This is a genomic window from Polaromonas sp. YR568 (assembly GCF_943369415.1).
Classification (GTDB): domain Bacteria; phylum Pseudomonadota; class Gammaproteobacteria; order Burkholderiales; family Burkholderiaceae_C; genus Polaromonas.
This window is the reverse complement of the sequence record NZ_CALRNF020000002.1, coordinates 106300-132102: the sequence shown is the minus strand read 5'-3', so window position 1 is coordinate 132102 and position 25803 is coordinate 106300. Positions and strand designations below refer to the sequence as shown.

The 25803-nt window shown below is 63.8% G+C and carries 22 protein-coding genes; 12 read left to right on the top strand and 10 right to left on the bottom strand.

What is annotated here, in order from left to right:
* Positions 1 to 64 precede the first annotated feature (64 nt).
* The 7 genes from lpxB to ACLV74_RS02010 all read left to right on the top strand — a co-directional run bounded on the left by lpxB (position 65) and on the right by ACLV74_RS02010 (position 8459).
* Positions 65 to 1195, top strand: a complete 1131-nt coding sequence (gene lpxB / locus ACLV74_RS02040; RefSeq protein ID WP_411877698.1) for a lipid-A-disaccharide synthase — start codon at positions 65 to 67, stop codon at positions 1193 to 1195.
* Positions 1167 to 1784, top strand: a complete 618-nt coding sequence (rnhB, locus tag ACLV74_RS02035; RefSeq protein ID WP_411877697.1) for a ribonuclease HII — start codon at positions 1167 to 1169, stop codon at positions 1782 to 1784. The genes lpxB and rnhB overlap by 29 nt, the downstream gene beginning before the upstream one ends.
* Positions 1781 to 2584 (top strand): TrmH family RNA methyltransferase, encoded by an 804-nt coding sequence (locus ACLV74_RS02030; protein WP_411877696.1) that lies wholly within the window; start codon positions 1781 to 1783, stop codon positions 2582 to 2584. Before rnhB ends, ACLV74_RS02030 begins: the two co-directional genes overlap by 4 nt.
* 278 nt (positions 2585 to 2862) lie before the next feature.
* Positions 2863 to 4044, top strand: a complete 1182-nt coding sequence (gene carA, locus ACLV74_RS02025; RefSeq protein WP_411877695.1) for a glutamine-hydrolyzing carbamoyl-phosphate synthase small subunit — start codon at positions 2863 to 2865, stop codon at positions 4042 to 4044.
* Entirely contained in the window at positions 4037 to 7267 is a 3231-nt protein-coding gene (gene carB, locus ACLV74_RS02020; protein ID WP_411877694.1) for a carbamoyl-phosphate synthase large subunit, read from the top strand. The genes carA and carB overlap by 8 nt, the downstream gene beginning before the upstream one ends.
* A gap of 144 nt (positions 7268 to 7411) precedes the next feature.
* Positions 7412 to 7888 (top strand): transcription elongation factor GreA, encoded by a 477-nt coding sequence (gene greA / locus ACLV74_RS02015; RefSeq protein WP_411877693.1) that lies wholly within the window; start codon positions 7412 to 7414, stop codon positions 7886 to 7888.
* Between the two features lie 127 nt (positions 7889 to 8015).
* Complete coding sequence (locus ACLV74_RS02010) at positions 8016 to 8459, top strand: DUF4149 domain-containing protein (protein ID WP_411877692.1); 444 nt, start codon at positions 8016 to 8018, stop codon at positions 8457 to 8459.
* A 127-nt stretch (positions 8460 to 8586) separates the two neighbouring features.
* On the opposite strand, the gene folD is transcribed toward ACLV74_RS02010, so the two are convergent.
* From folD to ACLV74_RS01995, 3 genes are all read right to left on the bottom strand, one after another.
* A complete protein-coding gene (gene folD / locus ACLV74_RS02005; RefSeq protein WP_411877691.1) occupies positions 8587 to 9432 on the bottom strand; it encodes a bifunctional methylenetetrahydrofolate dehydrogenase/methenyltetrahydrofolate cyclohydrolase FolD in 846 nt (281 codons plus the stop codon).
* 86 nt (positions 9433 to 9518) lie between these two features.
* The gene (locus ACLV74_RS02000) at positions 9519 to 10145 is read right to left on the bottom strand and encodes a response regulator transcription factor (RefSeq protein WP_411877690.1); all 627 of its coding nucleotides are present in this window, start codon (positions 10143 to 10145) and stop codon (positions 9519 to 9521) included.
* 49 nt (positions 10146 to 10194) lie between these two features.
* The gene (locus ACLV74_RS01995; RefSeq protein WP_411877689.1) at positions 10195 to 12762 is read right to left on the bottom strand and encodes a PAS domain S-box protein; all 2568 of its coding nucleotides are present in this window, start codon (positions 12760 to 12762) and stop codon (positions 10195 to 10197) included.
* A gap of 334 nt (positions 12763 to 13096) precedes the next feature.
* Between ACLV74_RS01995 and aceE the strand changes: the two genes are divergently transcribed.
* Genes aceE through lpdA form a run of 4 tightly spaced genes read left to right on the top strand, consistent with a single transcriptional unit; the run spans position 13097 to position 19989 of the window.
* A complete protein-coding gene (aceE, locus tag ACLV74_RS01990) occupies positions 13097 to 15832 on the top strand; it encodes a pyruvate dehydrogenase (acetyl-transferring), homodimeric type (protein ID WP_411877688.1) in 2736 nt (911 codons plus the stop codon).
* Positions 15833 to 15884: 52 nt separating this feature from the next.
* Positions 15885 to 17567, top strand: a complete 1683-nt coding sequence (gene aceF, locus ACLV74_RS01985) for a dihydrolipoyllysine-residue acetyltransferase (RefSeq protein WP_411877687.1) — start codon at positions 15885 to 15887, stop codon at positions 17565 to 17567.
* Positions 17568 to 17569: 2 nt separating this feature from the next.
* Positions 17570 to 18160 carry an MFS transporter gene (locus ACLV74_RS01980; RefSeq protein ID WP_411877686.1) on the top strand — a complete coding sequence of 197 codons (591 nt, stop codon included), beginning with the start codon at positions 17570 to 17572 and terminating at the stop codon, positions 18158 to 18160.
* Positions 18157 to 19989: a dihydrolipoyl dehydrogenase gene (lpdA, locus tag ACLV74_RS01975; RefSeq protein WP_411877685.1), complete on the top strand. Its 1833-nt coding sequence runs from the start codon at positions 18157 to 18159 to the stop codon at positions 19987 to 19989. The genes ACLV74_RS01980 and lpdA overlap by 4 nt, the downstream gene beginning before the upstream one ends.
* Positions 19990 to 20107: 118 nt before the next feature.
* Here lpdA and ACLV74_RS01970 read toward each other — a convergent pair whose 3' ends face one another.
* From ACLV74_RS01970 to ACLV74_RS01955, 4 genes are all read right to left on the bottom strand, one after another.
* Positions 20108 to 20794 carry a peptidoglycan-binding protein gene (locus ACLV74_RS01970; RefSeq protein WP_411877684.1) on the bottom strand — a complete coding sequence of 229 codons (687 nt, stop codon included), beginning with the start codon at positions 20792 to 20794 and terminating at the stop codon, positions 20108 to 20110.
* Between the two features lie 31 nt (positions 20795 to 20825).
* The gene (locus tag ACLV74_RS01965; protein WP_411877683.1) at positions 20826 to 21152 is read right to left on the bottom strand and encodes a hypothetical protein; all 327 of its coding nucleotides are present in this window, start codon (positions 21150 to 21152) and stop codon (positions 20826 to 20828) included.
* A 94-nt stretch (positions 21153 to 21246) separates the two neighbouring features.
* Complete coding sequence (locus tag ACLV74_RS01960) at positions 21247 to 22158, bottom strand: hypothetical protein (RefSeq protein WP_411877682.1); 912 nt, start codon at positions 22156 to 22158, stop codon at positions 21247 to 21249.
* A gap of 200 nt (positions 22159 to 22358) precedes the next feature.
* Positions 22359 to 23306, bottom strand: coding sequence for a GlxA family transcriptional regulator (locus tag ACLV74_RS01955; RefSeq protein WP_411877681.1), 948 nt, complete (start codon positions 23304 to 23306; stop codon positions 22359 to 22361).
* A 103-nt stretch (positions 23307 to 23409) separates the two neighbouring features.
* On the opposite strand from ACLV74_RS01955, the gene ACLV74_RS01950 reads away from it, so the two are divergent.
* Positions 23410 to 24210 (top strand): SDR family NAD(P)-dependent oxidoreductase, encoded by an 801-nt coding sequence (locus tag ACLV74_RS01950; RefSeq protein ID WP_411877680.1) that lies wholly within the window; start codon positions 23410 to 23412, stop codon positions 24208 to 24210.
* A gap of 19 nt (positions 24211 to 24229) precedes the next feature.
* On the opposite strand, the gene soxA is transcribed toward ACLV74_RS01950, so the two are convergent.
* The 3 genes from soxA to ACLV74_RS01935 are packed head-to-tail and all read right to left on the bottom strand — an operon-like array spanning position 24230 to position 25787.
* Positions 24230 to 25003, bottom strand: a complete 774-nt coding sequence (gene soxA, locus ACLV74_RS01945) for a sulfur oxidation c-type cytochrome SoxA (RefSeq protein ID WP_411877679.1) — start codon at positions 25001 to 25003, stop codon at positions 24230 to 24232.
* Positions 25000 to 25323 carry a thiosulfate oxidation carrier complex protein SoxZ gene (gene soxZ, locus ACLV74_RS01940; protein WP_411877678.1) on the bottom strand — a complete coding sequence of 108 codons (324 nt, stop codon included), beginning with the start codon at positions 25321 to 25323 and terminating at the stop codon, positions 25000 to 25002. The genes soxA and soxZ overlap by 4 nt, the downstream gene beginning before the upstream one ends.
* Entirely contained in the window at positions 25323 to 25787 is a 465-nt protein-coding gene (locus ACLV74_RS01935) for a SoxY-related AACIE arm protein (protein ID WP_411877790.1), read from the bottom strand. Before ACLV74_RS01935 ends, soxZ begins: the two co-directional genes overlap by 1 nt.
* Positions 25788 to 25803 lie beyond the last annotated feature (16 nt).

The following is a 25803-nucleotide window of genomic DNA, read 5'->3' as shown; positions in this document are numbered from 1 at the left end:
AGCCCGTAGAGAGGCTGGCGGCCCCGCCGCAACACTGTTGGCCGGTCACGCGCCCAAGGTGGCCATGGTCGCGGGGGAAACTTCCGGTGACCTGCTGGCGGGCCTGCTGCTCGATGGCTTCAAGGCCCGTTGGCCCGGGCTGACTTCCAGCGGCATAGGCGGCCCGCAAATGGCCAAACGCGGTTTTGTCGCCTGGTGGCCCAGTGAAAAGCTGGCTGTGCGCGGTTATGTCGAGGTGTTGCGCCACTACCGCGAAATCGTCGGCATCCGTGAACAGCTCAAGCAACGCCTGCTCGACCAGCGCCCCGATATCTTTGTGGGTGTGGATGCGCCCGATTTCAACCTGGACCTCGAGGCCGCACTGAAAGCGCAGGGCATCAAGACCGTGCACTTCGTCAGCCCGTCCATCTGGGCCTGGCGCGCCGACCGCGTTGAGAAAATCCGGCGCAGCGTGGACCACGTGCTGTGCATATTCCCGTTCGAGCCGGCCTTGCTGGCGGCCCACGGCATTGCCGCGACCTATGTCGGGCATCCGCTGGCCAATGTGATTCCCCTGCAGCCTGACCGAGCCGCCGCACGGCGTGAGCTGGGCCTGCGGGATGAAAGCACTGTCATCGCCATCCTGCCCGGCAGCCGGAAGTCGGAAATCCAGTATCTGGCGCAACGGTTTTTTGCCGCCGCCGCCCTGATTCGGCGGGCGCAACCAGACGTCCAATTCGTCGTGCCCGCTATTCCCGCCCTGAAGGCCGTGATTGAGCGCATCGCCGACGAGGCCGGTATGCGGGCTCACCTGCAGATCATCGAAGGCCAGTCACACACGGCCTTGGCCGCCTGCGACCTCACGCTGATCGCCAGCGGCACGGCCACGCTGGAGGCGGCGCTTTTCAAGCGGCCCATGGTCATCGCCTACAACATGAACTGGCTGTCGTGGCAGATCATGCGGCGCAAAAAGCTGCAGCCCTGGGTCGGCCTGCCCAACATCCTGTGCCGGGACTTTGTCGTCCCCGAGCTACTGCAGGACCAGGCCACGCCCGAAGCGCTCGCTGCCGCCGTCCTGCAATGGGTGGAGGCAAAATCGTCCGCACCTGACAAAATAGCGGCTGTGGAACAACGATTCGCCGCGCTGCACACAGAGCTGCGGCGGGATACTTCAACATTAGCAACCGATGCGATCCAGCAAATTCTTGAAAGCTGAGCAAACCGCCCTGTCCTGGGACATTCCCGGGCTGGTGGCCGGTGTTGACGAGGCCGGGCGCGGGCCCTTGATGGGTCCGGTGGTGGCCGCCGCCGTCATCCTTGACGAACTGAACCCGATCAAAGGCCTGGCCGACTCCAAAAAGCTCACGGCCCTGCGCCGCGAAAAGCTCTACGACGAAATCCGCGCCAAAGCCCTGTGCTGCTCGATTGCCATGGCCACGGCCGAAGAGATCGACAGCATCAACATACTGCAGGCCACCATGCTGGCCATGAAGCGCGCGGTGGAGGGGCTGCGCCTGAAGCCCAACAAGGTGCTGGTCGACGGTAACCGCCTGCCCACGCTGGTGATCCTGTCGGAAGCCATTGTGGGGGGCGATGCGCTGGTGCCCGCGATCTCTGCAGCCTCTATCCTGGCCAAAGTACACCGCGACCGCTGGTGCGCCGAATTCCACCTTGAATATCCCCAGTACGGCTTCGCCGACCACAAGGGCTACTGCACGGCCGAGCACCTGGCGGCCCTGCGCGAGCATGGCGCCTGCCCCCAGCACCGCAGGTCCTTCGCGCCGGTGGCCGAGGTTCTGCGGTGAGCCAGGGCATTGCCGGGCCCGCCGCCGAAGTCACGCACGTCACCTCCCGCGACAACCCGCTGATCAAGGACCTGCGCAAGCTCTCGCAGGACAGCACCGCTTACCGCAAGCAGGGGCGTGTCTGGCTGGAAGGCGACCACCTGTGCCGTGCGGCGCTGGCGCGCGGGCTCCAACCCGCCCTGGCTGTTTTTTCGGAGTCCTACTGGCCCGTGGCGCCCGCGACATTGACGCGGGCGGCCGCAAAAAGCATTGTGATCCCCGACGCCTTGCTGCCCGAAATCAGCGGCCTGGAGTCGCCCGCGCGCATGGGCTTTGTGCTGGACCTGCCCGCCGCCGCCAGCCTGCAGCCCGGCGCAGCTTCGGTGATCCTGGACCGCGTGCAGGACGCCGGCAACGTCGGCTCCATCCTGCGCAGCGCGGCGGCCTTTGGTTTCGGCCAGGTTATCGCGCTCAAAGGCACGGCGGCGCTCTGGTCGCCCAAGGTTCTGCGTGCGGGCATGGGCGCCCACTTTGCGTTGCGGCTGGTGGAAGGCCTGGAGCCAGAAGCGCTGGCGGCGCTGACAGTGCCCATCGTCGTCACGAGCTCGCACCACGGCAGCTTTTTGCACCAGCAAAAGCTGCCCATGCCCTGCGCCTGGGCCATGGGCCACGAAGGGCAGGGCGTCGGCGACCACCTGATGGCCAGGGCCGCCCTCAAAGTCCGCATAGACCAGCCGGGCGGTGAAGAGTCGCTCAACGTCGCCGCCGCTGCCGCGATCTGCCTGTACGCAAGTTCGTTGGCAGTCTCTCCCGATTCGTAAACCCACAAGCAGTGGGTGAGGTTTTGTCTTCACCAGCAGGGGCCGCGGAACTGGCTTTGCCAGGCCGCAGGCGCGGCGCCCCCTCGGGGGGCAGCGCAGTACGCGAAGCGACAAGCGTGGGGGCCTCATCCCCTAGGCTATAATCAAGGGCTTTTCAAAACACAGCTTCGCCCGAGCGCATACAAAGCCACCACCCTCACAAAAGCAGCCTGCAACAGTCTTGACCGAGACGTTTCTTGTGCACGCTTGGGCGAACCGTAACCAACCCGGAGAACCCAGTGCTTTTGTCTCTACAGGGAAATACCCCTCACGCCATCCTGGCGCTCGCAGACGGCACGGTCTTTATCGGCAATTCCATTGGGGCCGCGGGCTCCACAGTCGGGGAGGTGGTGTTCAACACCGCCATGACCGGCTACCAGGAAATCCTCACGGATCCCAGCTACTGCCAGCAGATCGTCACGCTCACGTACCCGCACATCGGCAACTACGGCATCAATGCCGAAGACGTCGAGGCTGAAAAAGTCCACGCCGCCGGCCTGATCATCAAGGACCTGCCGCTGCTGGCCTCGAACTTCCGCATGACCATGACCCTGTCCGAATACCTGGTCAAGGAAAACACCGTCGCCATCGCCGGCATAGACACGCGCCAGCTCACGCGCCACCTGCGCACCAAGGGCGCGCAGAACGGCTGCATCCTGGCCCTGCCCGCCGGCGAAGCGGTGAGCCAGCCCGCGATCGAAAAAGCCGTCGCCGCAGCCCGCGGCGCGCCCAGCATGGCCGGCCTGGACCTGGCCAAGGTGGTCTCGGTCAAGCAGACCTACGAATGGACGCAGACCGAGTGGAAACTGGGCGCCGGCTACGGCGTGCAGATCACGCCGAAATTCCACGTGGTGGCCTTCGACTTCGGCGTGAAGAAAAACATCCTGCGCATGATGGCCGAACGCGGCGCGCGCATCACGGTGGTGCCGGCCCAAACACCCGCCGCCGACGTGCTCAAACTCAAGCCCGACGGCATCTTCCTGGCCAACGGCCCGGGCGACCCCGAGCCGTGCGACTACGCGATCACGGCCGTGCGTGAACTGATAGAGACCGGCATCCCGACTTTCGGCATCTGCCTGGGCCACCAGATCATGGCGCTGGCCAGCGGCGCGAAAACCTTCAAGATGAAGTTCGGCCACCACGGCGCCAACCACCCGGTCAAAGACCTGGACAACGGCCGTGTCAGCATCACCAGCCAGAACCACGGCTTCGCGGTCGACGAGAAAAGCCTGCCCGCCAACCTGCGGCCCACGCACATCAGCCTGTTCGACGGCACGCTGCAAGGCCTGGCCCGCACCGACAAGCCGGCGTTCTGCTTCCAGGGCCACCCGGAGGCCTCGCCCGGCCCGCACGATATTTCATACTTGTTCGACCGTTTCACCGCGCTGATGGAACAGGCCCAGGAGAAGAAGAATGCCTAAGCGCACAGACATCAAGAGCGTCCTCATCATCGGCGCCGGCCCCATCATCATCGGCCAGGCCTGCGAGTTCGACTACTCCGGCGTGCAGGCCTGCAAGGCGCTGCGCGAAGAGGGCTACAAGGTCATCCTGATCAACAGCAACCCCGCGACGATCATGACCGACCCGGCCACCGCCGACGTCACCTACATCGAGCCCATCACCTGGCAGACGGTTGAAAAAATCATCGCCAAGGAACGCCCCGATGCCATCCTGCCGACCATGGGCGGGCAGACCGCTCTCAACTGCGCGCTGGACCTCTGGCACAACGGCGTGCTCGACAAATACAAGGTCGAACTGATAGGCGCCAAGCCCGAGGCCATCGACAAGGCCGAAGACCGCCTCAAGTTCAAGGACGCGATGACAAAAATCGGTTTGGGCTCGGCCCGCTCCGGCATCGCGCACAGCATGGACGAAGCCTGGGCCGTCCAGAAGACTGTCGGCTTCCCGACCGTGATCCGCCCCAGCTTCACGCTGGGCGGCACCGGCGGCGGCATCGCCTACAACTCCGAAGAGTTTGAAGTCATCTGCAAGCGCGGCCTCGAAGCCTCGCCCACCAACGAGTTGCTGATCGAGGAATCGCTGCTCGGCTGGAAAGAGTATGAGATGGAAGTCGTGCGCGACACGGCCGACAACTGCATCATCGTCTGCTCGATCGAAAATCTGGACCCCATGGGCGTGCACACCGGCGACTCCATCACCGTGGCGCCGGCCCAGACGCTGACCGACAAGGAATACCAGATCCTGCGCAACGCCTCGCTGGCCGTGCTGCGCGAAATCGGCGTGGACACCGGCGGTTCCAACGTGCAGTTCTCCATCAACCCGGTCGACGGCCGCATGGTCGTGATCGAGATGAACCCGCGCGTGTCGCGCTCTTCGGCGCTGGCCTCCAAGGCCACGGGTTTCCCGATCGCCAAGGTCGCGGCCAAGCTGGCCGTGGGCTACACGCTGGACGAGCTGCGCAACGAGATCACGGGCGGCGCCACCCCCGCGAGCTTCGAGCCCAGCATCGACTACGTCGTCACCAAGATTCCGCGCTTTGCGTTCGAGAAATTCCCCGCCGCCGATTCGCGCCTGACCACGCAGATGAAGTCCGTCGGCGAAGTGATGGCCATGGGCCGCACCTTCCAGGAGTCTTTCCAGAAAGCGCTGCGCGGCCTGGAAGTCGGCGTGGACGGCATGAACGAAAAAACCCAGGACCGCGAAGTGCTCGAGAAAGAACTCGGCGCACCCGGCCCCGACCGCATCTGGTACGTCGGCGACGCCTTCGCCCTGGGCATGAGCGTCGACGAAGTCTTTGCGCTGACCAAGATAGACCCCTGGTTCCTCGTGCAGATCGAGCAGATCGTCAAGATCGAGCTCGAACTCGAAACCACCTCGCTCGACAAGATCGACGCCGTCACGCTGCGCGCGCTCAAGCAAAAAGGCTTCTCTGACCGGCGCCTGGCCAAACAGCTCAAGACCACGGACACCGCCGTTCGCGAAAAGCGCCGCGCCCTTGGCGTGCGCCCGGTCTACAAGCGCGTGGACACCTGCGCCGCCGAGTTCGCGACCAACACCGCCTACATGTATTCGACCTACGAGGCTGAAGGCAGCGAGTGCGAAGCCGCGCCCACCGACAATAAAAAAATCATGGTGCTGGGCGGCGGGCCCAACCGCATCGGGCAGGGTATCGAGTTCGACTACTGCTGCGTGCACGCGGCGCTGGCCATGCGCGAAGACGGCTACGAGACCATCATGGTCAATTGCAACCCCGAGACCGTCTCCACCGACTACGACACCAGCGACCGCCTGTATTTTGAGCCGCTGACGCTGGAAGACGTGCTTGAGATCGTCGACAAGGAAAAACCGCTTGGCGTGATCGTCCAGTACGGCGGCCAGACGCCTTTGAAGCTGGCGCTGGACCTGGAAGCCAACGGCGTTCCCATCATCGGCACCTCGCCCGACATGATCGACGCCGCCGAAGACCGCGAGCGCTTCCAGAAACTGCTGCACGAGTTGAAACTGCGCCAGCCGCCCAATGCCACGGCGCGCACCGAGCCCGAAGCGCTGGAAAAAGCCTACGCGCTGGGCTACCCCCTGGTCGTGCGCCCCAGCTATGTGCTGGGCGGCCGCGCGATGGAAATCGTGCACGAGCAGCGCGACCTTGAGCGCTACATGCGCGAAGCCGTCAAGGTCAGCCATGACTCGCCCGTGCTGCTGGACCGCTTCCTGAACGACGCGATCGAATGCGACGTCGACTGCCTGCGCGACCCCGAGGGCCGCACCTTTATCGGCGGCGTGATGGAACACATCGAACAAGCCGGCGTGCACAGCGGCGACTCGGCCTGCTCGCTGCCGCCGTATTCGCTGAGTGCCGAAACCGTCACCGAAATCAAGCGGCAGACCGCGGCCATGGCCGAGGCGCTGACGGTGGTGGGCCTCATGAACGTGCAGTTCGCCATCCAGAACATTGACGGCAAGGACGTGATCTACGTGCTGGAAGTCAACCCGCGCGCCTCGCGCACCGTGCCTTTCGTCAGCAAGGCCACCGGCATCCAGCTGGCCAAGGTGGCGGCGCGCTGCATGGTCGGCCAGTCGCTGGCCTCGCAGGGCATCAAGGACGAAGTCACGCCCCCTTACTTCAGCGTCAAGGAAGCGGTGTTCCCCTTCGTCAAATTCCCCGGCGTGGACACGATTCTCGGCCCCGAGATGAAGTCCACCGGCGAAGTCATGGGCGTGGGCAAGACCTTCGGCGAAGCCTTCGTGAAGTCCCAGCTCGGTGCCGGCACCAAACTGCCGACGTCCGGCAAGGTTTTCCTCACCGTCAAGAACAACGACAAGCCGCGCGCCGTGGAAGTCGCGCGCGCGCTGGCCGCGCAGAAGTTCGAACTGGTGGCGACCAAGGGCACGGCCGCGGCCATCCAGGCGGCGGGCATTGCCTGCACTGTGGTCAACAAGGTCACCGAAGGCCGGCCGCACGTGGTGGACATGATCAAGAACAACGAGATTGCCCTGGTCATCAACACCGTCGAAGAGCGGCGCAACGCGATCACCGATTCGCGCCAGATCCGCACATCGGCGCTGCTGGCCCGCGTGACGACCTACACCACCATCGCGGGCGCCGAAGCGGCCGTGGAGGGCATGAAATACCTGGACAACCTGCCGGTCTACTCCGTGCAGGAGCTGCATGCCCAGCTGGCCTGAGACCTTGTAAACCGGGTTTTTCCCGGGGCCATTTCCAGGTTGATCCGGGCCCGATTTGCATTAAACTTGTTTCATTGAAATTTTGGATTCAAGCGCCGCCGCCAGGTGACTGGTGGCGGTTTCGCTTTTGCAGGAGCAAAAAACATGGCCACCATTCCCATTACCAAGCGCGGCGCGGAAAGCCTCAAGGCAGAGCTGCACCAGCTGAAAACCGTTGACCGCCCCTGGGTCATCAATTCCATTTCCGAAGCGCGCGCCCAGGGCGACCTGAGCGAAAACGCCGAATACGATGCCGCCAAGGACCGCCAGGGTTTCATTGAGGGCCGCATCCAGGAGATCGAAGGCAAACTCTCCGCCGCGCAAATCATCGACCCGTCCGAGCTGGACGCGGGCGGCAAGGTGGTGTTCGGCTCCACCATCGAACTGGAAGACGAGGAAACCGGCGACAAGGTGACCTACCAGATCGTCGGGGAAGACGAGGCGGACATCAAGCAGGGCCGGGTCAACATCGGCTCGCCGATCGCGCGCGCGCTGATCGGCAAGGACGAGGGCGACACCGCAGAAGTCCAGGCGCCGGGCGGCATCAAGCGCTACGAAATCATCGCGGTGATGTACATATGAGCCCCCACGGTCGCTCACTGCGTGCGGCCTGCGGCATCTTCCTGCCCCTCTCATCACTTGAGGGGCCGCTGCGCCTGCGGCCCGGCAAAGCCGGTTCCGCGGCCCCTGCTGGTATGACCTCGCCTAAATGTTCAAGCAGCGCTTCAATGTGATGGTGGCCGCCCTCTGGTGGGGCAGTCTGACCGGGCTGGGATTCGTCGTCGTCCCCATGCTGTTCGCCAACCTCGGAGCGCCTGCCGTGGCCGGCGCCATGGCGGCCAAGCTCTTCACCGCGCAGACCTGGGTCAGCGCGGGTTGCGCCATGCTCTTGCTGGTGGTGCTCAATAAGAAAGACGATGCGGCTCTTGCGCGGCAAGCCCAGGGCGCGATGAAGTTCGTTGTGGCCGGCTTGCTGTTGGCTTTGATCGTGGAGTTCGGCATCGCGCCGCGCATCGTCAGCGCGCGCGCCGAAGGCGGCAACCTCAAGCTCTGGCATGGGCTGGGCACGGCCTTGTATGTCGTGCAGTGGTTGTGCGCCGGCGTGGCGCTTTGGCGCCTGACGCACGCATCGCAAGAGAATGCCGCGGCCTAGGGGCTTGCGTCGCGAAGGGCTGTTCTTTACAAGCTGGGGCCGCGGAACTGGCTTTGCCAGGCCGCAGGCGCAGCGGCCCCCTCGGGGGGCAGGGAGCTACACGAAGTGAGCGACCGTGGGGGCCTTTTCAGCCGCGTTCTGCGGCTTCCAGCGTGTTCACCAGCAGCATGGTGATGGTCATGGGGCCCACGCCGCCGGGCACCGGCGTGATGTAGCCCGCGACCTCCTTCACGCCCTCAAAATCCACGTCGCCGCAGAGCTTGCCTTCATCGTTGCGGTTCATGCCCACGTCGATCACGACGGCGCCCGGCTTGACCATGTCGGCTGTCAGTACATTGCGTTTGCCAACGGCTGCGACGACCACGTCGGCTTGCAAGGTCATTGCCTTGAGGTCTTTGGTCGCGCTGTGGCAGATCGTGACGGTGGCGTTCTTTTGCAGCAGCATCAGCGCCATCGGCTTGCCGACGATGTTGCTGCGGCCTATGACCACGGCATGCTTGCCTTTGAGGTCGTAGCCAATGCTCTCCAGCATCTTCATGCAGCCATAAGGCGTGCAAGGCCAGAAGCCCGGCTGGCCGACCATGAGCGCGCCGGCGCTGGCGACGTGAAAACCGTCCACGTCCTTGGCCGGCGAGATGGCCTCGATCACCTTGTGCGCATCGATGTGCGCCGGCAGCGGTAGCTGCACCAGAATGCCATGGATGGACGGGTCATTGTTGAGCGCATCCACGCGCGCCAGCAGGTCGGCCTCGCTCAGCGTGTCGGGGTATTTTTCGAGCACCGAATGCAGGCCGTTGTCTTCGCAGGCTTTGACCTTGTTGCGCACATAGACCTGGCTGGCGGGGTTTTCGCCCACCAGCACCACGGCCAGGCCTGGCGTGATGCCGCGCGCGCGCAGGGCGGCGGCTCGCTGCGCGACGTCAGCGCGCAATTGCTTGGAGAGGGCGTTTCCGTCAATCAGCTGGGCGGTCATTTTTGAATCGGTTTCTCAAAGTAAAAACGCCCGCTGGTCCAATCAATACGGGCGTTAGAGCTATCGGGGGATAGCAAAAGAGGGGATCAGGCCTTGGGCGCGTTGGACCCCAGGGCGATTTTGAGCAGGTCGGCCACGGTGTTGGCGTTGAGCTTTTCCATGATGTTGGCGCGGTGCGCCTCCACCGTCTTGATGCTGATGCCCAGGTCGTCGGCGATCTGTTTGTTGAGGCGGCCCGCTACGATGCGTTCGAGCACCTGGGCTTCGCGCGAGGTGAGCTTGGCCAGCAGGGCGTCGCGGCTGGCGGACTGCTGGAATTCGCTGAAGGCTTCCTTGGCCTGCTCCAGCATGCGCTCGACCAGGTTGACCAGGGCTTCTTCCTGGAAAGGCTTCTGGATGAAATCCATCGCGCCTTTTTTCATGGTGTTGACCGCCATGGGCACGTCGCCGTGGCCGGTGATGAACACGATGGGCAGGGGTGACTTGCGCTCGACCAGCCGGTCCTGCAGTTCCAGGCCCGTCATGCCGCCCATGCGGATGTCGACGATCAGGCAGGCAACTTCGCGCGGGTCGTAGCGGGAGAGGAAAGTTTCGGCCGAATCGTAGCAGCGGACGCGGTAGTCCTTGCCTTCGAGCAGCCACTGCAGCGAGTCGCGCACGCCCTCGTCATCATCAACGACGTAGACGGTACCTTTTTTGGGAATCAAGCTCATGCCAAACTTTCTTTCGTGAACTTCTCAAGAGACGGTTCTTGAAGGGTTTTCAGTGAACGCCTGCGTTCCTGGCCGCCGCGCCGTCGTTGGCGGGCGCCGACGGCGAGAGCAGGGGTGTTACAGGGATCCAGAAGGTAAACCGGCACCCCACCACTTCGTCCCCATTGTAGAGGTTCTCCGCCTCCATTCTTCCCTGGTGGGACTCGACAATGCTGCGGCACAGCTTGAGGCCTATGCCCATGCCTTCGGCCTTGGTCGAATAGAAGGCCTCGTAGAGCCGGCCCATGACTTCGGGCGAGAGGCCGCGCCCGGTGTCGAGCACCGAAAACTCCACCACGGCCTGGTCTTCAATGGTCTTGGGCACCACGCGCAACTCGACGCTGCGGCGCGCCGTGGGCAGGTGCGCCTGCTCGATGGATTCGGCCGCGTTTTTCATCAGGTTGATCAGCACCTGCTCGATCAGGATGGGGTCCACCATGATCTCGGGCAGACGGGCCGCGATGTAGTGGCTCAGGCGCACATGGTGGCGGCGCAGTTCGATGTCGGCCAGCTCCATGGCGTTGCTGACCATGGTGGCCACGTCGGCGGCCGTGCGGTTGGGCTCGCTGCGTTTGACGAAGGAGCGTATGCGCTGGATGATCTGTCCGGCGCGGTGCGCCTGCTTGGCGGTCTTGTCCAGCGCGATCAGCAGGTCTTCGTTGCTGATCTGCTTGCCCTTGATGCGCGAGACCATGCCGTTGCAATAGTTGTTGATGGCTGTCAGCGGCTGGTTCAGCTCGTGCGCCACGCTGGAGGCCATCTCGCCCATGGTGATCAGGCGGCTGGCGGTCTGGGCCCGTTCGTTTTGCTGGGCGGCCTGCTCCTCGGCATGGCGCCGCGGCGTGATGTCGGTGGCGATCACCATCTGCGCCAGGCGGCCGTCCACCCAGGTCAGGTAGCGCGAACGCACTTCCAGCCATTTGCTGAGCTCGGGCACAAAGATTTCAGCGTTTTCGGTTTGCGCCGCCGTCAGCGTGTCGGTGGGCAGGCCTGCCAGGCCGTCAACCGCGTCCAGCGTGTCGTCGGTGGGCACGGCGCTCGGCACGCCGGCCTGCGCGATCAGGTTCAGGTGGCCCGACACCTCGCCGCCGAACCATGAGCGGTACAGCTTGTTGGCGAACAGCAGTTCCTCGCTTCCCAGCGGCGCCACGGACACCGCCGCGTCCAGCCCTTCCAGCACCGTGGTGAAGCGCTCGTAGGAGGCCGTCAGCTCTTCGCGGATGCGCTTGGGCTCGGTGATGTCCGTCATCGAGGTCATCCAGCCGGTCTGCTGCCCGCGCGGGTCAATCAGCGGCGACACGTACATGCGGGCGTCGAAGATCTGGCCGTTCTTGCGCTTGACGCGCACCTCGAAGCCGCCCGGTGGCGTGCGGCCGTGCAGTTCGTCGTCCAGCCGCTGCATCAGGGTGTCGATCTCGCCTTCCGGCCAGTGCGGGAAGGGAGGCGTGCGGCCCACCAGGTCGCCTTCGGTCAGGCCCGTCATCTGGCAGAAGGCCGGGTTGACATAGGTGATACGGCCCTGCAGGTCGAGCGCGCGCATGCCGGTCAGCATGGAATTTTCCATCGCGCGGCGGAAGTTGGTTTCGGAAATCAAGGCTTGCTGGGCCTGCACACGGCGGCGCGTGTGGCGCCAGGTGCCCAGCAGCATCCACACCGTCAGCGCGCTCAGGGCGCTGACCAGCCAGAAAAAGCCGCTGCCCACCACGCCCAGCGAGGTGCGGTAGCCCTCGGCGCGTATCAGCAGGCCGTTGCCGACCGGCGAAACCGGTATCTCATACTCGGCCGCGCCGTCGGACCAGGGCAGCAGCCGCGCCGCGGGGTTGCGCGGCGGCGGCAGGTTGCCCGCCAGCACCTGGTTTTTGTCGTCCACCAGCGTGACGGCATATTTGGCCGTGACCTCCGTCGGCACGCCAAAGCGCAGCAGCCCGTCGATGGAGTATTCACCCATGATGACGCCGGCAAACTTGCCCTGGTCGTCCAGCGGCACCTGCAGCTGCAGCGTGGGCGCGTTGTAGCCGCCGGCCTCCTTGGCCGCCAGCGGCCGCGAATACACCGGCTGGCGCAAGTCCCTGGCCAGCTCGTAGGTGCCGTCGGTCTCGCCGACCTTGAGCTGTTCGCCCGCGCCGCGCAACTGGCTGGCGTTGGCGCTGGGAGACACATAGGAGACCTTGATGCGCCGCTTGCTGTCCACCCACGTGACCGCCATCAGTTCGGGGTACTGGTTGACCAGCGATTCGGCCTGCGTGATGAATTCTTCAGTGTCGATTTCCCGGTTGGAAACGTCGCGGCCTATGCGCATGAGCTGCTCTTGCCGTTCCAGCAGGCGCAGGCGCAGGCGCTGCTGCGCGTACTCCACGTCGCGCTTGACGGCTTGCTGCTCGCGGTCGATTTCCTCGATGCGCAGATAACCGAAGGCGGCAATCACGGCGGCCAGGAAAAGCACGACGGCCAGCAGCGGCCCCAGCGTGATGAAGCGGTCCTGGCGCGACGGTGATTGCTTGCGCCACCAGCGGCGCCACACGGCGAAGGGGGCGGGGTTCACCGCGGTGTCGGCGGGGGCGGGGGCTTGCTGGGTCATAGGGTGGATGCAGTTTAAGGGAGATGCCCCTCGGCGTTCAGGGTTGACCCTGATCTTTTAAGGTGAAGCGTCGTACCGCGTGGGCTGCGTACGCTGGATGGATGGTCGATCAGCGGCTGGTTTGATGAAACGCATGCTTAGTTTTAAATTTCTTAATGTGAAACGCGTAAGCACGATTTGAAATCGTAGGAATATTATGAGAAACTAGAGACTTGAATCTAATTTGCGTTTACAACACGCTTAGACCCAAGTTGGACACAGGCTCTGCGCGCGGCCCGACAAGAGGCCGCACCGCAGGTTAAACAAGCTTTATCAGGCTACTCAGGAGACAAAAATGGCTGCCAATCCCACCCAAGCCGGCGACAACTTGCACGCCGCCGCCAACGACGCACTGGACAAAGACAGCCAGGAAACCCGCGAGTGGATGGACGCGCTGAGCGCCGTCATCGAAAGCGAAGGCCCTGAGCGCGCCCACTTCCTGCTCGAGCAACTGCTGGAACACGCCCGCCAGAAGAGCATAGACATGCCCTTCTCGGCCAACACCGGCTACGTCAACACCATTGAAACCGACCAGGAAGAGCGCTCGCCCGGCAACCTCGAGATCGAGGAACGCCTGCGCGCCTACATGCGCTGGAACGCCATGGCCATGGTGGTCAAGGCCAACCGCCTGCACCCCGCCGACGGCGGCGACCTGGGCGGCCACATCGGCTCCTTCGCCTCGCTGGCCAGCCTGTTCGGCGCCGGCTTCAACCACTTCTGGCACGCCGAGAGCACTGAGCCGGGTAAAGAACACGGCGGCGACTGCCTCTACATCCAGGGCCACGTGTCGCCCGGCGTCTATGCCCGCGCCTACCTCGAAGGCCGCCTGACCGAAGAGCAGCTCCTCAACTTCCGGCAGGAAGTCGACGGCAAGGGCCTGTCCAGCTACCCGCATCCCAAGCTGATGCCCGAGTTCTGGCAGTTCCCCACCGTCTCCATGGGCCTGGGCCCGTTGATGGCGATCTACCAGGCGCGTTTTCTCAAGTACCTGCACGCCCGCGGCATCGCCAACACCGAAAACCGCAAGGTCTGGGCCTTCCTCGGCGACGGCGAGATGGACGAAGTCGAATCCATGGGCGCCATCGGCCTGGCCGCGCGTGAAAAGCTCGACAACCTGGTCTTCGTCATCAACTGCAACCTGCAGCGCCTGGACGGCCCGGTGCGCGGCAACGGCAAGATCATCCAGGAACTCGAAGGCGAGTTCCGCGGCGCCGGCTGGAACGTCATCAAGCTGCTGTGGGGCAGCAACTGGGACCCATTGCTCGCCCGCGACAAGGACGGCGCGCTCAAGAAGGTCATGATGGACACGCTGGACGGCGACTACCAGGCCATGAAGGCCAATGACGGCGCTTACGTCCGCAAGCATTTCTTCGGCCAGGACCCGCGCACGCTCGAGATGGTCGCCAAGATGAGCGACGAGGACATCTTCAACCTGCGCCGCGGCGGCCACGATTCGCAAAAGGTCTATGCGGCGTTCCACAAGGCCGTCAACCACAAGGGCCAGCCCACCGTCCTGCTGATCAAGACCGTCAAGGGCTTCGGCATGGGCAAGATCGGCGAAGGCAAGAACAACGTCCACCAGACCAAAAAGCTGGCCGACGAGGATATCAAGGCCTTCCGCGACCGCTTCAACATCCCGATTCCCGACAGCCAGCTGGCCGACATCCCCTTCTACAAGCCAGCCGAAGACACGCCCGAGATGCGTTACCTGCACGAGCGCCGCAAGGCCCTGGGCGGCTACCTGCCGCACCGCCGCGTCAAGGCCGACGAGCAGTTCACCGTGCCTTCACTGGACACCTTCAAGTCGGTGATGGAGCCCACGGCCGAAGGCCGCGAAATCTCCACCACGCAGGCCTACGTTCGCTTCCTCACGCAGCTGCTGCGCGACCAGGCCCTGGGCCCGCGCGTCGTGCCCATCCTGGTGGACGAAGCCCGCACCTTCGGCATGGAAGGCCTGTTCCGCCAGATCGGCATCTACAACCCTGACGGCCAGAAATACACGCCGGTCGACAAAGACCAGGTGATGTACTACAAGGAAGACAAAAAGGGCCAGATCCTGCAGGAAGGCATCAACGAAGCCGGCGGCATGAGCAGCTGGATCGCCGCGGCCACCTCGTACAGCACCAACAACCGGATCATGATCCCGTTCTACGTGTACTACTCGATGTTCGGCTTCCAGCGCGTCGGCGACCTGGCCTGGGCGGCAGGCGACATGCAGGCGCGCGGCTTCCTGCTGGGCGGCACTTCCGGCCGCACCACGCTCAACGGCGAAGGCCTGCAGCACGAAGACGGCCACAGCCACATCCTGGCCGGCACCATCCCCAACTGCATCAGCTACGACCCGACGTTTGCGCACGAAGTCGGCGTCATCCTGCACCATGGCCTCAAACGCATGGTCGAGAAGCAGGACAACGTCTACTTCTACCTCACGCTGCTTAATGAAAACTACGCCATGCCCGGCCTCAAGCCCGGCACCGAAGAGCAGATCATCAAGGGCATGTACCTCTGCAAGGAAGGCGCCAAGCTCACGCCGCGCGTGCAACTGCTGGGCTCCGGCACCATCCTGCGCGAATCCATTGCCGCGCAGGAGCTGCTCGAGAAGGAATGGGGCGTCGCCGCCAACGTCTGGAGCTGCCCGAGCTTCAACGAACTGGCCCGCGACGGCCAGAGCACCGAGCGCTGGAACCTGCTGCACCCGGCCGACAAGCCCAAGGTGTCCTTCGTGGCCGAGCAGCTCGAAAAGCACACCGGCCCCGTCGTCGCCTCCACCGACTACATGAAGGCCTATGCCGAGCAGATCCGCTCCTTCATCCCCAAGGGCCGCACCTTCAAGGTGCTGGGCACCGACGGTTTCGGCCGCAGCGACTTCCGCAGCAAGCTGCGCGAGCACTTCGAGATCAACCGCCATTACATCGTCGTGGCCGCCCTCAAGGCGCTCAGCGAAGAGGGCACCGTGCCGGTCGCCAAGGTGACGGAAGCCATCAAGAAGTACGGCATCAATGTCGACAAGATCAATCCGCTTTACGCTTGAGTTAAAACCCTGACGTAGACGCACAGACGCCTGAAGCAAACGGAGACAAGATATGGCAGTGGTAGACATTCAAGTTCCTGATATCGGGGATTTCGACGAAGTGACGGTGATCGAATTGCTGGTCAAGCCCGGCGACACCGTGAAAGCCGAGCAGTCGCTGATCACCGTGGAGTCCGACAAGGCCTCCATGGAAATCCCTTCCAGCCACGCGGGTGTGGTCAAGGAACTGCGCGTCAAGCTCGACGACAAGGTCAAGCAGGGCTCGGTCGTATTGACGCTGGAAGTGGCCGGCGCCGAAGCCGCCGCGCCAGCTGCACCGGCCGCACCGGCAAAGGCCGCGGCTGCTCCCGCAGCGCCTGCGGCCAGCGCGCCGGCACCGGCGCCCGCCGCCGCACCGGCGCCTGCCGCGGCTTCCGGCCCGGTCGAAGTCCGCGTTCCCGACATCGGCGACTTCAAGGACGTCTCCGTCATTGAAATCCTGGTCAAGCCCGGCGACACCATCAAGGCCGAGCAGTCGCTGATCACCGTCGAATCCGACAAGGCCTCGATGGAAATCCCGTCCTCGGCCGCCGGCGTGCTCAAGGAGCTCAAGGTCAAGATGGGCGACGTCGTCAACATCGGCGACCTGTTGGCCGTTCTTGAAGGCTCAACAGCTGCAGCCGCCAGCGCAGCGCCCGCCGCCGCACCGGCGCCTGCAGCAAGCGCAGCCGCCCCGGCGCCCGCAACGGCTTCCGTGCCCGCGCCCGCTGCCGCAGCACCCGCCAGCCAGCCGGCGCATGACCCCACCACCGCCCCGCAAGGCAACCTGCCGCATGCCTCTCCCTCGGTGCGCAAGTTTGCGCGCGAACTCGGCGTGCCCCTGGCCGAAGTCAAGGGCTCGGGCCCCAAGGGCCGCATCACGCAGGACGACGTGCAGGCCTTCACCAAGTCGGTGATGGACGGCAGCGTCCGCACCCAGGCCCAGGCCGCCAAGGCGCCGGCATCGTCCGGCGGCGGCGCAGGCCTCGATTTGCTGCCATGGCCCAAGGTCGACTTCACCAAGTTCGGCCCGGTCGAGCGCAAGGACATGTCGCGCATCAAGAAGATCAGCGGCGCCAACCTGCACCGCAACTGGGTGATGATCCCGCACGTCTGCAACCACGATGATGCCGACATCACCGAGCTCGAAGCCTTCCGCGTGCTGATGAACAAGGAAAACGAGAAAGCCGGCATCAAGATCACCATGCTGGCCTTCCTGATCAAGGCCTCGGTCGCCGCGCTCAAGAAATTCCCCGAGTTCAACGCATCGCTCGACGGCGACCAACTGGTGCTCAAGCAGTACTACAACGTCGCCTTCGCCGCCGACACCCCCAACGGCCTGGTCGTTCCCGTCATCAAGAACGCCGACCAGAAGGGCATCGTGCAGATCTCGCAGGAGATGGGGGAGCTCGCCAAGAAAGCACGCGACGGCAAGCTGAGCCCGGCCGACATGTCGGGCGCCTGCTTCACGATTTCCTCTCTGGGCGGCATAGGCGGGCGCTACTTCACGCCCATCATCAATGCGCCCGAAGTCGCCATCCTGGGCGTCTGCAAGAGCCTGATGGAACCGGTCTGGGACGGCAAGGCCTTCCAGCCGCGCCTCATGTTGCCGCTGTCGCTGAGCTGGGACCACCGCGTGATCGACGGCGCCAGTGCCGCACGCTTCAACGCCTATCTCGGGCAAATCCTCGCCGACTTCCGCCGCGTCCTCCTCTAAAGATGACAACGCTAGTAGTCGTCAAAAAAGCGGGGCAGGTCGCCATCGCCGCCGACACGCTGGTTACCTTCGGCGATACCAGCCTGGGCCAGCGCTTCGAGGCCAACAGCAAGATCTTCAAGGTCGACACGCCGGCCGGCATGAGCTACGTCGGCATGGCCGGCACGGTGGCGCATTTTCCGGTGCTGCGCAAGGCCATGGCGGCCCTGCCCAAGGACCAGCTCAAGCTGGGTTCGCGCGACGAGGTGTTCGACACCTTCGTCAAGCTGCACCCGCTGCTCAAGGAAACGTTTTTTCTGCAGACCAAGGAAGACGACAACGACCCCTACGAGTCAAGCCAGTTCACCGTCGTCATCGCCAACGCCAGCGGCATCTACGGCCTCTACAGCTACCGCGAAGTCTTCGAGTTCAAGGAATTCTGGGGCATAGGCTCGGGCCGCAGCTTCGCGCTGGGCGCCATGCATGCCGCCTGGGACAAGGCCAAGACCGCGCGCGAAGTGGCCATGGCCGGCCTGAACGCGGGTTGCGAGTTCGACAAGAACTCCGCCGGGCCCGTTGACATATTCACCCTTAAATTGAAAGCCTCCAAATGAGCGCATCCAGCCTGGTAGACATCAAGGTGCCGGACATTGGCGATTTTGACGAAGTGTCCGTGATTGAAGTGCTGGTCAAGGCCGGCGACACCATCAAGGCCGAGCAAAGCCTGATCACCGTCGAAAGCGACAAGGCGTCGATGGAAATCCCGTCCTCCGCCGCCGGTGTGGTCAAAGAGGTCAAGGTCAAGCTCGGCGACAAGGTCAAGCAGGGCTCCGTGGTGCTGACGATTGAAGCGTCCGGCGCCGCCGCTGCTGCACCCGAGCCGGAGAAGAAGCAGGTTGCCACCCCTGCGCCCGCACCGGCTGCAAGTGCGCCTGCCGCACCCGCGCCAGCCGCCGCCAGCTTCAGCGGTTCCGCCGACCTGGACTGCGACCTGCTGGTGCTGGGCGCCGGCCCCGGTGGCTATTCGGCCGCCTTCCGCGCCGCCGACCTGGGCCTGAAAGTCGTGCTGGTCGAGCGTTACGCCACGCTGGGCGGCGTCTGCCTCAATGTGGGCTGCATTCCCTCCAAGGCGCTGCTGCACGTGGCGGCCGTGATGGACGAGGTCAAGCATTTCGGCAGCGTGGGCGTGAGCTTCGGCGAACCCACGGTCGACATCAACAAGCTGCGCACCCATAAAGAAACCGTGGTTGGCAAGCTCATAGGCGGGCTGACGGCCATGGCCAAGATGCGCAAGGTCACTGTCGTGCGCGGCTACGGCAATTTTGTCGGCGCCAACCATGTCGAGGTCGAAGAGACCACCGGCACCGGCCAGGAAAAATCCGGCAAAAAGCAGACCATCGCTTTCAAGAACTGCATCATCGCGGCCGGCTCGCAAGCCGTGCGCCTGCCTTTCATGCCGGTCGACCCGCGCGTGGTCGACTCCACCGGCGCGCTGGACCTGAAAGAGATTCCCAAGCGCATGCTGATTTTGGGTGGCGGCATCATCGGCCTCGAAATGGGCACGGTGTATTCCAGCCTGGGCGCGCGCCTGGACGTGGTCGAAATGATGGACGGCCTGATGCAGGGCGCCGACCGCGACCTGGTCAAGGTCTGGCAGAAGATGAACGCGCCGCGTTTCGACAACATCATGCTCAAGACCAAAACCGTGGGCGCCAAGGCAACCCCGGCCGGGATTGAGGTCACCTTTGAAGGCGAGGGCGCCCCGGCGCCGCAGACTTACGACCTGGTGCTGCAGGCCGTCGGCCGCACGCCCAACGGCAAGAAGATTGCCGCCGACAAGGCCGGCATCAGCGTGAGCGACCGCGGTTTCATCCCCGTCGACATCCAGATGCGCACCAACGTGCCGCACATCTTCGCCATCGGCGACATCGTCGGCCAGCCCATGCTCGCGCACAAGGCGGTGCATGAAGGCCACGTGGCCGCCGAAGTCATCGCCGGTGAACTGCAAGGCAACAAGGAACTCGCCAGCGCCGCCTTCAACGCGCGCGTGATCCCCAGCGTCGCCTACACGGATCCCGAGATCGCCTGGGTGGGCCTCACCGAAGACCAGGCCAAGGCGCAAGGCATCAAGGTCAAGAAGGGCCTCTTCCCCTGGACGGCCTCCGCCCGAGCCATTGCCAACGGCCGCTCCGAAGGCTTCACCAAGCTGCTGTTTGACGACAGTCCGGAAGCGCACGGCCATGGCAAGATCCTGGGCGGCGGCATTGTCGGCACGCACGCCGGCGACATGATCGGCGAGATCGCGCTGGCCATCGAAATGGGCGCTGACGCCGTCGACATCGGCAAGACCATACACCCGCACCCCACGCTCGGCGAGAGCATGGGCATGGCTGCGGAAGTGGCGCACGGCAGTTGCACGGATTTGCCGCCGCCGCGCAAGTAAATTGCACGACGTGCAACGCAAAAAAGCCCGGGCCTTGCGGTCCGGGCTTTTTCTTTCCCAAGCCTTGAGTCGGTGGCTACAAGCCGTTCTCAAGCCGCACGCGGCGGGTTGCTTGAACTCACATCCCCAGCTTGGCAAACGTTGACGGCCCCGCCTCTCCGTCGGGCACCATACCTTCGCTCAACTGAAAGCCGGCTACAGCGGCTTCGGTATGCGGCCCGAATACGCCGTCAAGCACGCCGGGATCGAAGTTTCTGGCCTTGAGTGCCTGCTGCAATTTTTTCACCAGCGTACCCCGCATGGGCGGCTGCTTCAACCTCAGCACCAACACGCTGGGCGGCGTGAAGACAGCCGGCTCCACCTCGTCGGGGTAGGAGACTCCGGGTACGAACATGCACACGTCCCAATGCCTGCCGTCCACCTGGTCATTCGTGACGCCTCGTGCTTGCGAGTGGGCTTCGATGGTCGAGCCGTCGCCCCGGGAAATGGCCACATGCCCAATGCCGCTGGAGCCGGGGCGCCGGATCAGCACGGCGCCTGCCGTTGCCTTCGCCTGGCCGATGCTGACCGTGCGATGCGACGCTTCGGCATCACGCACCCAGGCGCCGGAATAGGCGTCGGCAACTGCGGGATTTGCCAGGTTGTTGGTGCAGCCGATCAAGGTTCCGGTGGTTTGGTAAACAAGCCAGGAGGCGAACTCCGCGCAGTCCCACGGGCCTTTCCAGTTGGGGTTGTCCTTGGGCGCAAAGGCGCCCAGCCGGTAAATCTCCTGAAGGTGCTTGTTGCCGAGTTTGACGAGATCCATGTTTGTTGCCATGCCACATCCTCCGGTAGTGTTAAAGCGCGAGCTTCAGTGCCGACTTGAGCGCGGTGAACAGGGAACCCAGAAAGGCGTTCACTGCCGCCTGGGCCGCAGCTTTCAGCGTCACCGCCAGTGCAGCCGCCTCGGAATCCAGTGCGCGTGCGGCTTCCCCCAGCAGTATTTCGGCGGTTTCCTTTGATATGTCCTTTGACTTGACGCCTTCCGCGATGGCCAGCAGCGTATGTTCATTGGCTTTTGCGCTCTCTTTGATCCAGTCTTCTACTGCTTTGCCTCCTGGTTTTGCGGCAGCCACGCCTGCTTGAAGTGCGTTCTGGAATGCGGTGGTGAAATCGAATGCCATTTGAATTCCCTTTTGTCTGGGTTGACCCCTCAGTTTGCGTCTAGCTCATTTGCTTCCAGAAGTCCGAATGCTCTTGTGTCATTCCTGTTCTGACTCAAAGACCGGAACTCGCCGCACAGGTTCTCAGGTCAGTATCAAAGGCTGTTACGTTCGCAGCGGCTTCAAATGTTTTCGCCAGCAGATCAGCCGAAGTCTTGTTTGCATCAGGAACACGACTAAGAGCAGTCAAAGCAATGCCAGAGGCCTTGGCGTCATCTTTCACTTTTCGCGCTTCGGCCGCATCGGCTATCAAGCCATCCCGAAGACCTTTAGGCTGTTGAGTTTTCAGCGCCGCTCTCAACTTTTGGCGGGTGGCATGGTCGACTTGCAGAACATTGATGCGAAGTACGTTGACGAGGTCCACTTTTCTAGCTGCTTGAAAGGTAGTTACGTTCTTTTGTGCTTCCAATAGAGCCATATTTCGGATAGCAGCGGTTGATGCCAGTAGAGGCTTTGCTGACTTATTTAATTGCGTGGATTGAAGAGGCCACACATTGAAGAATTCACCACCAGTACTATTCACCAGGTTGTTCTGCTCCGCCGCAAGCAGTATGACCTCGCTCTGCGCAACGGCTTGCGCTTTCGTGATCATGCATGCGATTGCACCATGTCCGGCCTCGTAGGCGTCGATCTGAAGTGCGGGATTAAAAATGGAATCTGCGGCTAAACCGGCGCCCCCCGAAAGGCCGAAAAACCCAAGTACGTTTCGGTTTCCGTGAAAGATGGAAGCCGCCGCGAGTGCTGTGCCGTTTCCAAAATTGAAGCGGGCGTTGTCTTGAAGGGCGTCAGACGCCTTTTCTATCTGCTTAGCGTAGTTAGCTTGTATGGTTTGGGATTGAGTGATGAGCTCGGGAATGCTCGTGCCGTCCACTACCGGCAAGGGCGCGGTATGCAGAGTCATTGAACCGCATGCTGAAATGACTAGGCAGAACGCTGAAACGATGCTGCTTCTAATGATGAACTGCATATTTCCCCCTCCGAAGTAAACCTTCGTCCTCGGAGGCATCATTTCCCAACGGAACCGTCTTGTGAATCCTCTAGATAGAGGAGGGACCTGCTATTTCACCCGGTTTCTTCTTGGTTGGCAGAACGGCTCTTGCTGAGCGTCAATCAGGTGCAAATTTCGGACGCACTGATCTTTTTGCATTGGATGCAGTCGCTAGCGCCTCAAACAGCCACCTGCGTGCGCGCCGCCCGCTTGATGGCCTGCGGCGGCTGGCCGAAAGCGCGTATGAAGGCGCGGCGCATGCGCTCGGGGTCGGCGAAGCCCGTCTCGCGTGCCACGATCTCGATGGGGTGGCTGCTGCTTTCGATCATGGCGCGGGCTGATTCCACGCGCAGGGTTTCGACGGCGCGGGCGGGCGACTGGCCGGTCTCGGCGCGAAAGCTGCGGCTGAATTGGCGGCGGCTCAGGTTTGCCGCGTCGGCGAGTTCGTCGACGCCCAGGTTTTTGCGCAGGTTGCTTTTGGCGTAGGCGAGCGCGTTCTGGATGCGATCTGATTTCGGCTCCAGTTCCAGCAGGGCCGAGAACTGCGACTGCCCGCCGCTGCGGCGGTGGTAGACCACCATGGTTTTGGCGATGGAGCGTGAGGCCTCCAGCCCCAGGTCGGCTTCGACCAGCGCCAGCGACATGTCGATGCAGGCGGTCATGCCGGCGGACGTCCAGACCGGGCCGTCCTGGATAAAGATGCGGTCTTCCTCGACACGGGCTTTGGGGAACAGGCGCTGCAGTTCGCGCGCATAACACCAGTGTGTGGTGACGCGGCGGCCGTCCAGCAGGCCGGCTTCGGCCAGCGCGTGGGCGCCTGTGCAGATGCTGGCCACGCGGCGCGATGCGGCGGCGGCTTTGCGCAGGAAGGCCAGTTGCGCGGGCGAGGAGGGCTGTACAGCCAGCGAGCCCGTGACCATCAGCGTGTCGAAGCGGGCCTGGCGAAAGGGCCTGGTCTCTATCTTCACGCCCGCTGAACTCGCGACGGGGCCGCCGTGCTCCGACAGCATGACGATCTCATACGCAGGCTCAGCCGCTTCGGCATTGGCCAGTTCAAACACCGTGACGGCGACGAGGTCCAGGATCTGGAAACCGGGTGACAGGAGAAATCCGACGCGTTTTTTCATGATGTCCCAAATTGAGGGTTATGGGTCCTTCAGGACAGATGGTAGCGCCCTAAGCTGATTCCCGTTCACCGAACGAGCGATAACCCCAAACCAAGGAATCTCCATGAGCACCCCCACTTCCAAGGGCACAGCCCTGATCACCGGCGCCTCTTCCGGCATTGGCGCCATTTACGCCGAGCGCCTGGCGCGCCGCGGCTACGACCTGGTGCTGGTGGCGCGCGACCCGCAGCGCCTGCAGAGCCTGTCGCAGCAACTGGCCGAGCAGACCGGCCGAAAGGTCGAAGCCCTGCAGGCCGACCTGAGCGTCAAAGCCGGCATGGCCAAGGTGGAGGAACGCCTGGCCGCCGACAAGACCCTGACGCTGCTGGTCAACAATGCCGGCCTGGGTGCCACCGCGCCGCTGGTCGATTCCGGCATCGATGCCATGGACGACATGATCCAGCTCAACGTCGTGGCACTGACCCGCCTCACGCGGGCCGCGCTGCCGGGCCTGCTGGCCCGCGGGCAGGGCGCCATCATCAACATCGCGTCCATCGTGGCGCTGGCGCCCGAGCTGCTCAACGGCGTGTATGGCGGCACCAAGGCCTATGTGCTGGCTTTCACGCAGTCGCTGCACCATGAGGTGGGCGGCAAGGGTGTGCAGGTGCAGGCCGTGTTGCCGGGCGCCATCAGCACGCCGTTCTGGAGCCGCGCGGGCGTGCCGGTCGAGCACCTGCCTCAGCACATCGTCATGCAGGCCGATGAACTGGTGGATGCTGCGCTCAGCGGCTTCGACCAGCGCGAGCTGGTGACGATTCCCTCGCTGCCCGATGCGGCGCAGTGGGAGGCTTTCAGCACGGCGCGCCTGGCGATGGGCCCCAGCCTGTCGCTGCAGAAAGCCGCACCGCGCTACCAGAAGGGGTGATATCCGGAAGGGTCAGCCCTCAGGGCCGCACGGCCGGCGCTTCCATTGCCATGCCTTTGGCGCGCGTGTTGAGGTAGAGCTCCAGCTCGACCAGCTCCTGCGCATCATAGGCAAAGGGCTGGGCGCGCACGCCGCTCATGCAGCCGCGCAGGCGGCGCTGCAGCGAACCCAGGGACTGCCATTCAAGCCGGTACACCGGGTAGCCCGTGGGGTGCGCTTGCGGAATCACGCTGCTGGCCAGGCGCCGGCCGGGCAGGCCGTCATGGCATTGCGCGCAGGAGAGGTTCAATTGGCCCATGCGCTGCGTGAAGAGCTGCTGCCCGCGCTGGCGAAAGGGCTCCAGACGCGCATCGTCGGGCGGCGCCAGCGGCAGGCCGCGCGACTGCAGCGCGACATAACTTTCCAGGCTTAGCAACTCCTGGCTTTCGGCGCGCAACGGCGCGGCCTGCTGGTGCTGCTGGCGGCACTGGTTGATGCGCTGGCCCAGGGTGATGGGGCGGCCCAGCGCCGTGTCAAACGCCGGGTAGCGCGCCGCTACCCCGCGCATGCTGTCCGGCGCGGCCGCATGGCAACTCGCGCAGGCCTTGTTGCTGGCACCTAGAGGCTGCTTCCACAGCGCCTCGCCGTCCTTGACCCACAGCATGGCGGGGTTGAGCGCGTCGTCTTTTTGCATGGCTTGCGTGGAGGCGCCCATGTCCTCAAAGCCCGAGCGGCGGGTGTCTTTTTGCGGCGGGGTCTGCGCACCGGCGGCGCCCATCAAAAATACCAGCAGTGCCGGCAGGACGCGCTTCATGCCGTGACGGCCAGGCTGATGCTTTCCGTCTGCGTGAAACCGTTGTCGCCTTCCCAGTTGAGCACCAGCGTGCCGTTGTCGGTGGCCACGGTATGGAAGGCGATATAGGGGTTGGCCGAGACCGCCGAGAACAGTTCGGCGCTGAAGACCAGCTCGCCGTTGTAGCGGCAGCTGAAGGTCTGGATGATGTTGCGCGGCAAGATTTTTCCATCTTCGCCGGGCCGGAAGCCGGTTTCCATCGGGTGGCCTATGGTCGCGCGTATCTCGATGACCTCGCCGCGTTTGGCGCTGGTGGGCGCGCTGATGAGGGTGCGGGCCATCAATAGTCCCCTTCGATGCACGCGGCCAATGTGACGATGACGTCGACCGTGTGCGACCAGTAGCTGCCGTCGCTCATCTGCGCAATCGCGACGAGCTGCTGCGAAGTCGCCAGCCGTATGCGCATCGTCACATCGGCTTTGCCGGCGCGCGGGCCCAGGGTGAAGCGGGCGACGTCGCGCTGGGGATTCTTTTCGTTGAAGACGGCGATGGTTTTGACGTGGTCGGCGGCCGTCATGGGGCTGTCCACCGTGACGGTGATGGGTACCACATTGCCGTTGTCCACCAGCTCGGCCACGTCGAGCTTGACCTTGCCCGTGCGGACAGTCGCGCCCTTGGTGTAGGCCGCCATGGCCACCGTCAGGTCGCCCGCCGCGGCGTGTGCCGGACGCAAGGCCACTGAGATGACCATACCAGCGGCGCCCGCCAGGACATGGCGTCGGTTCAAAGGTGAGAAGGTATCCATCGGAGGCGTCATGGTT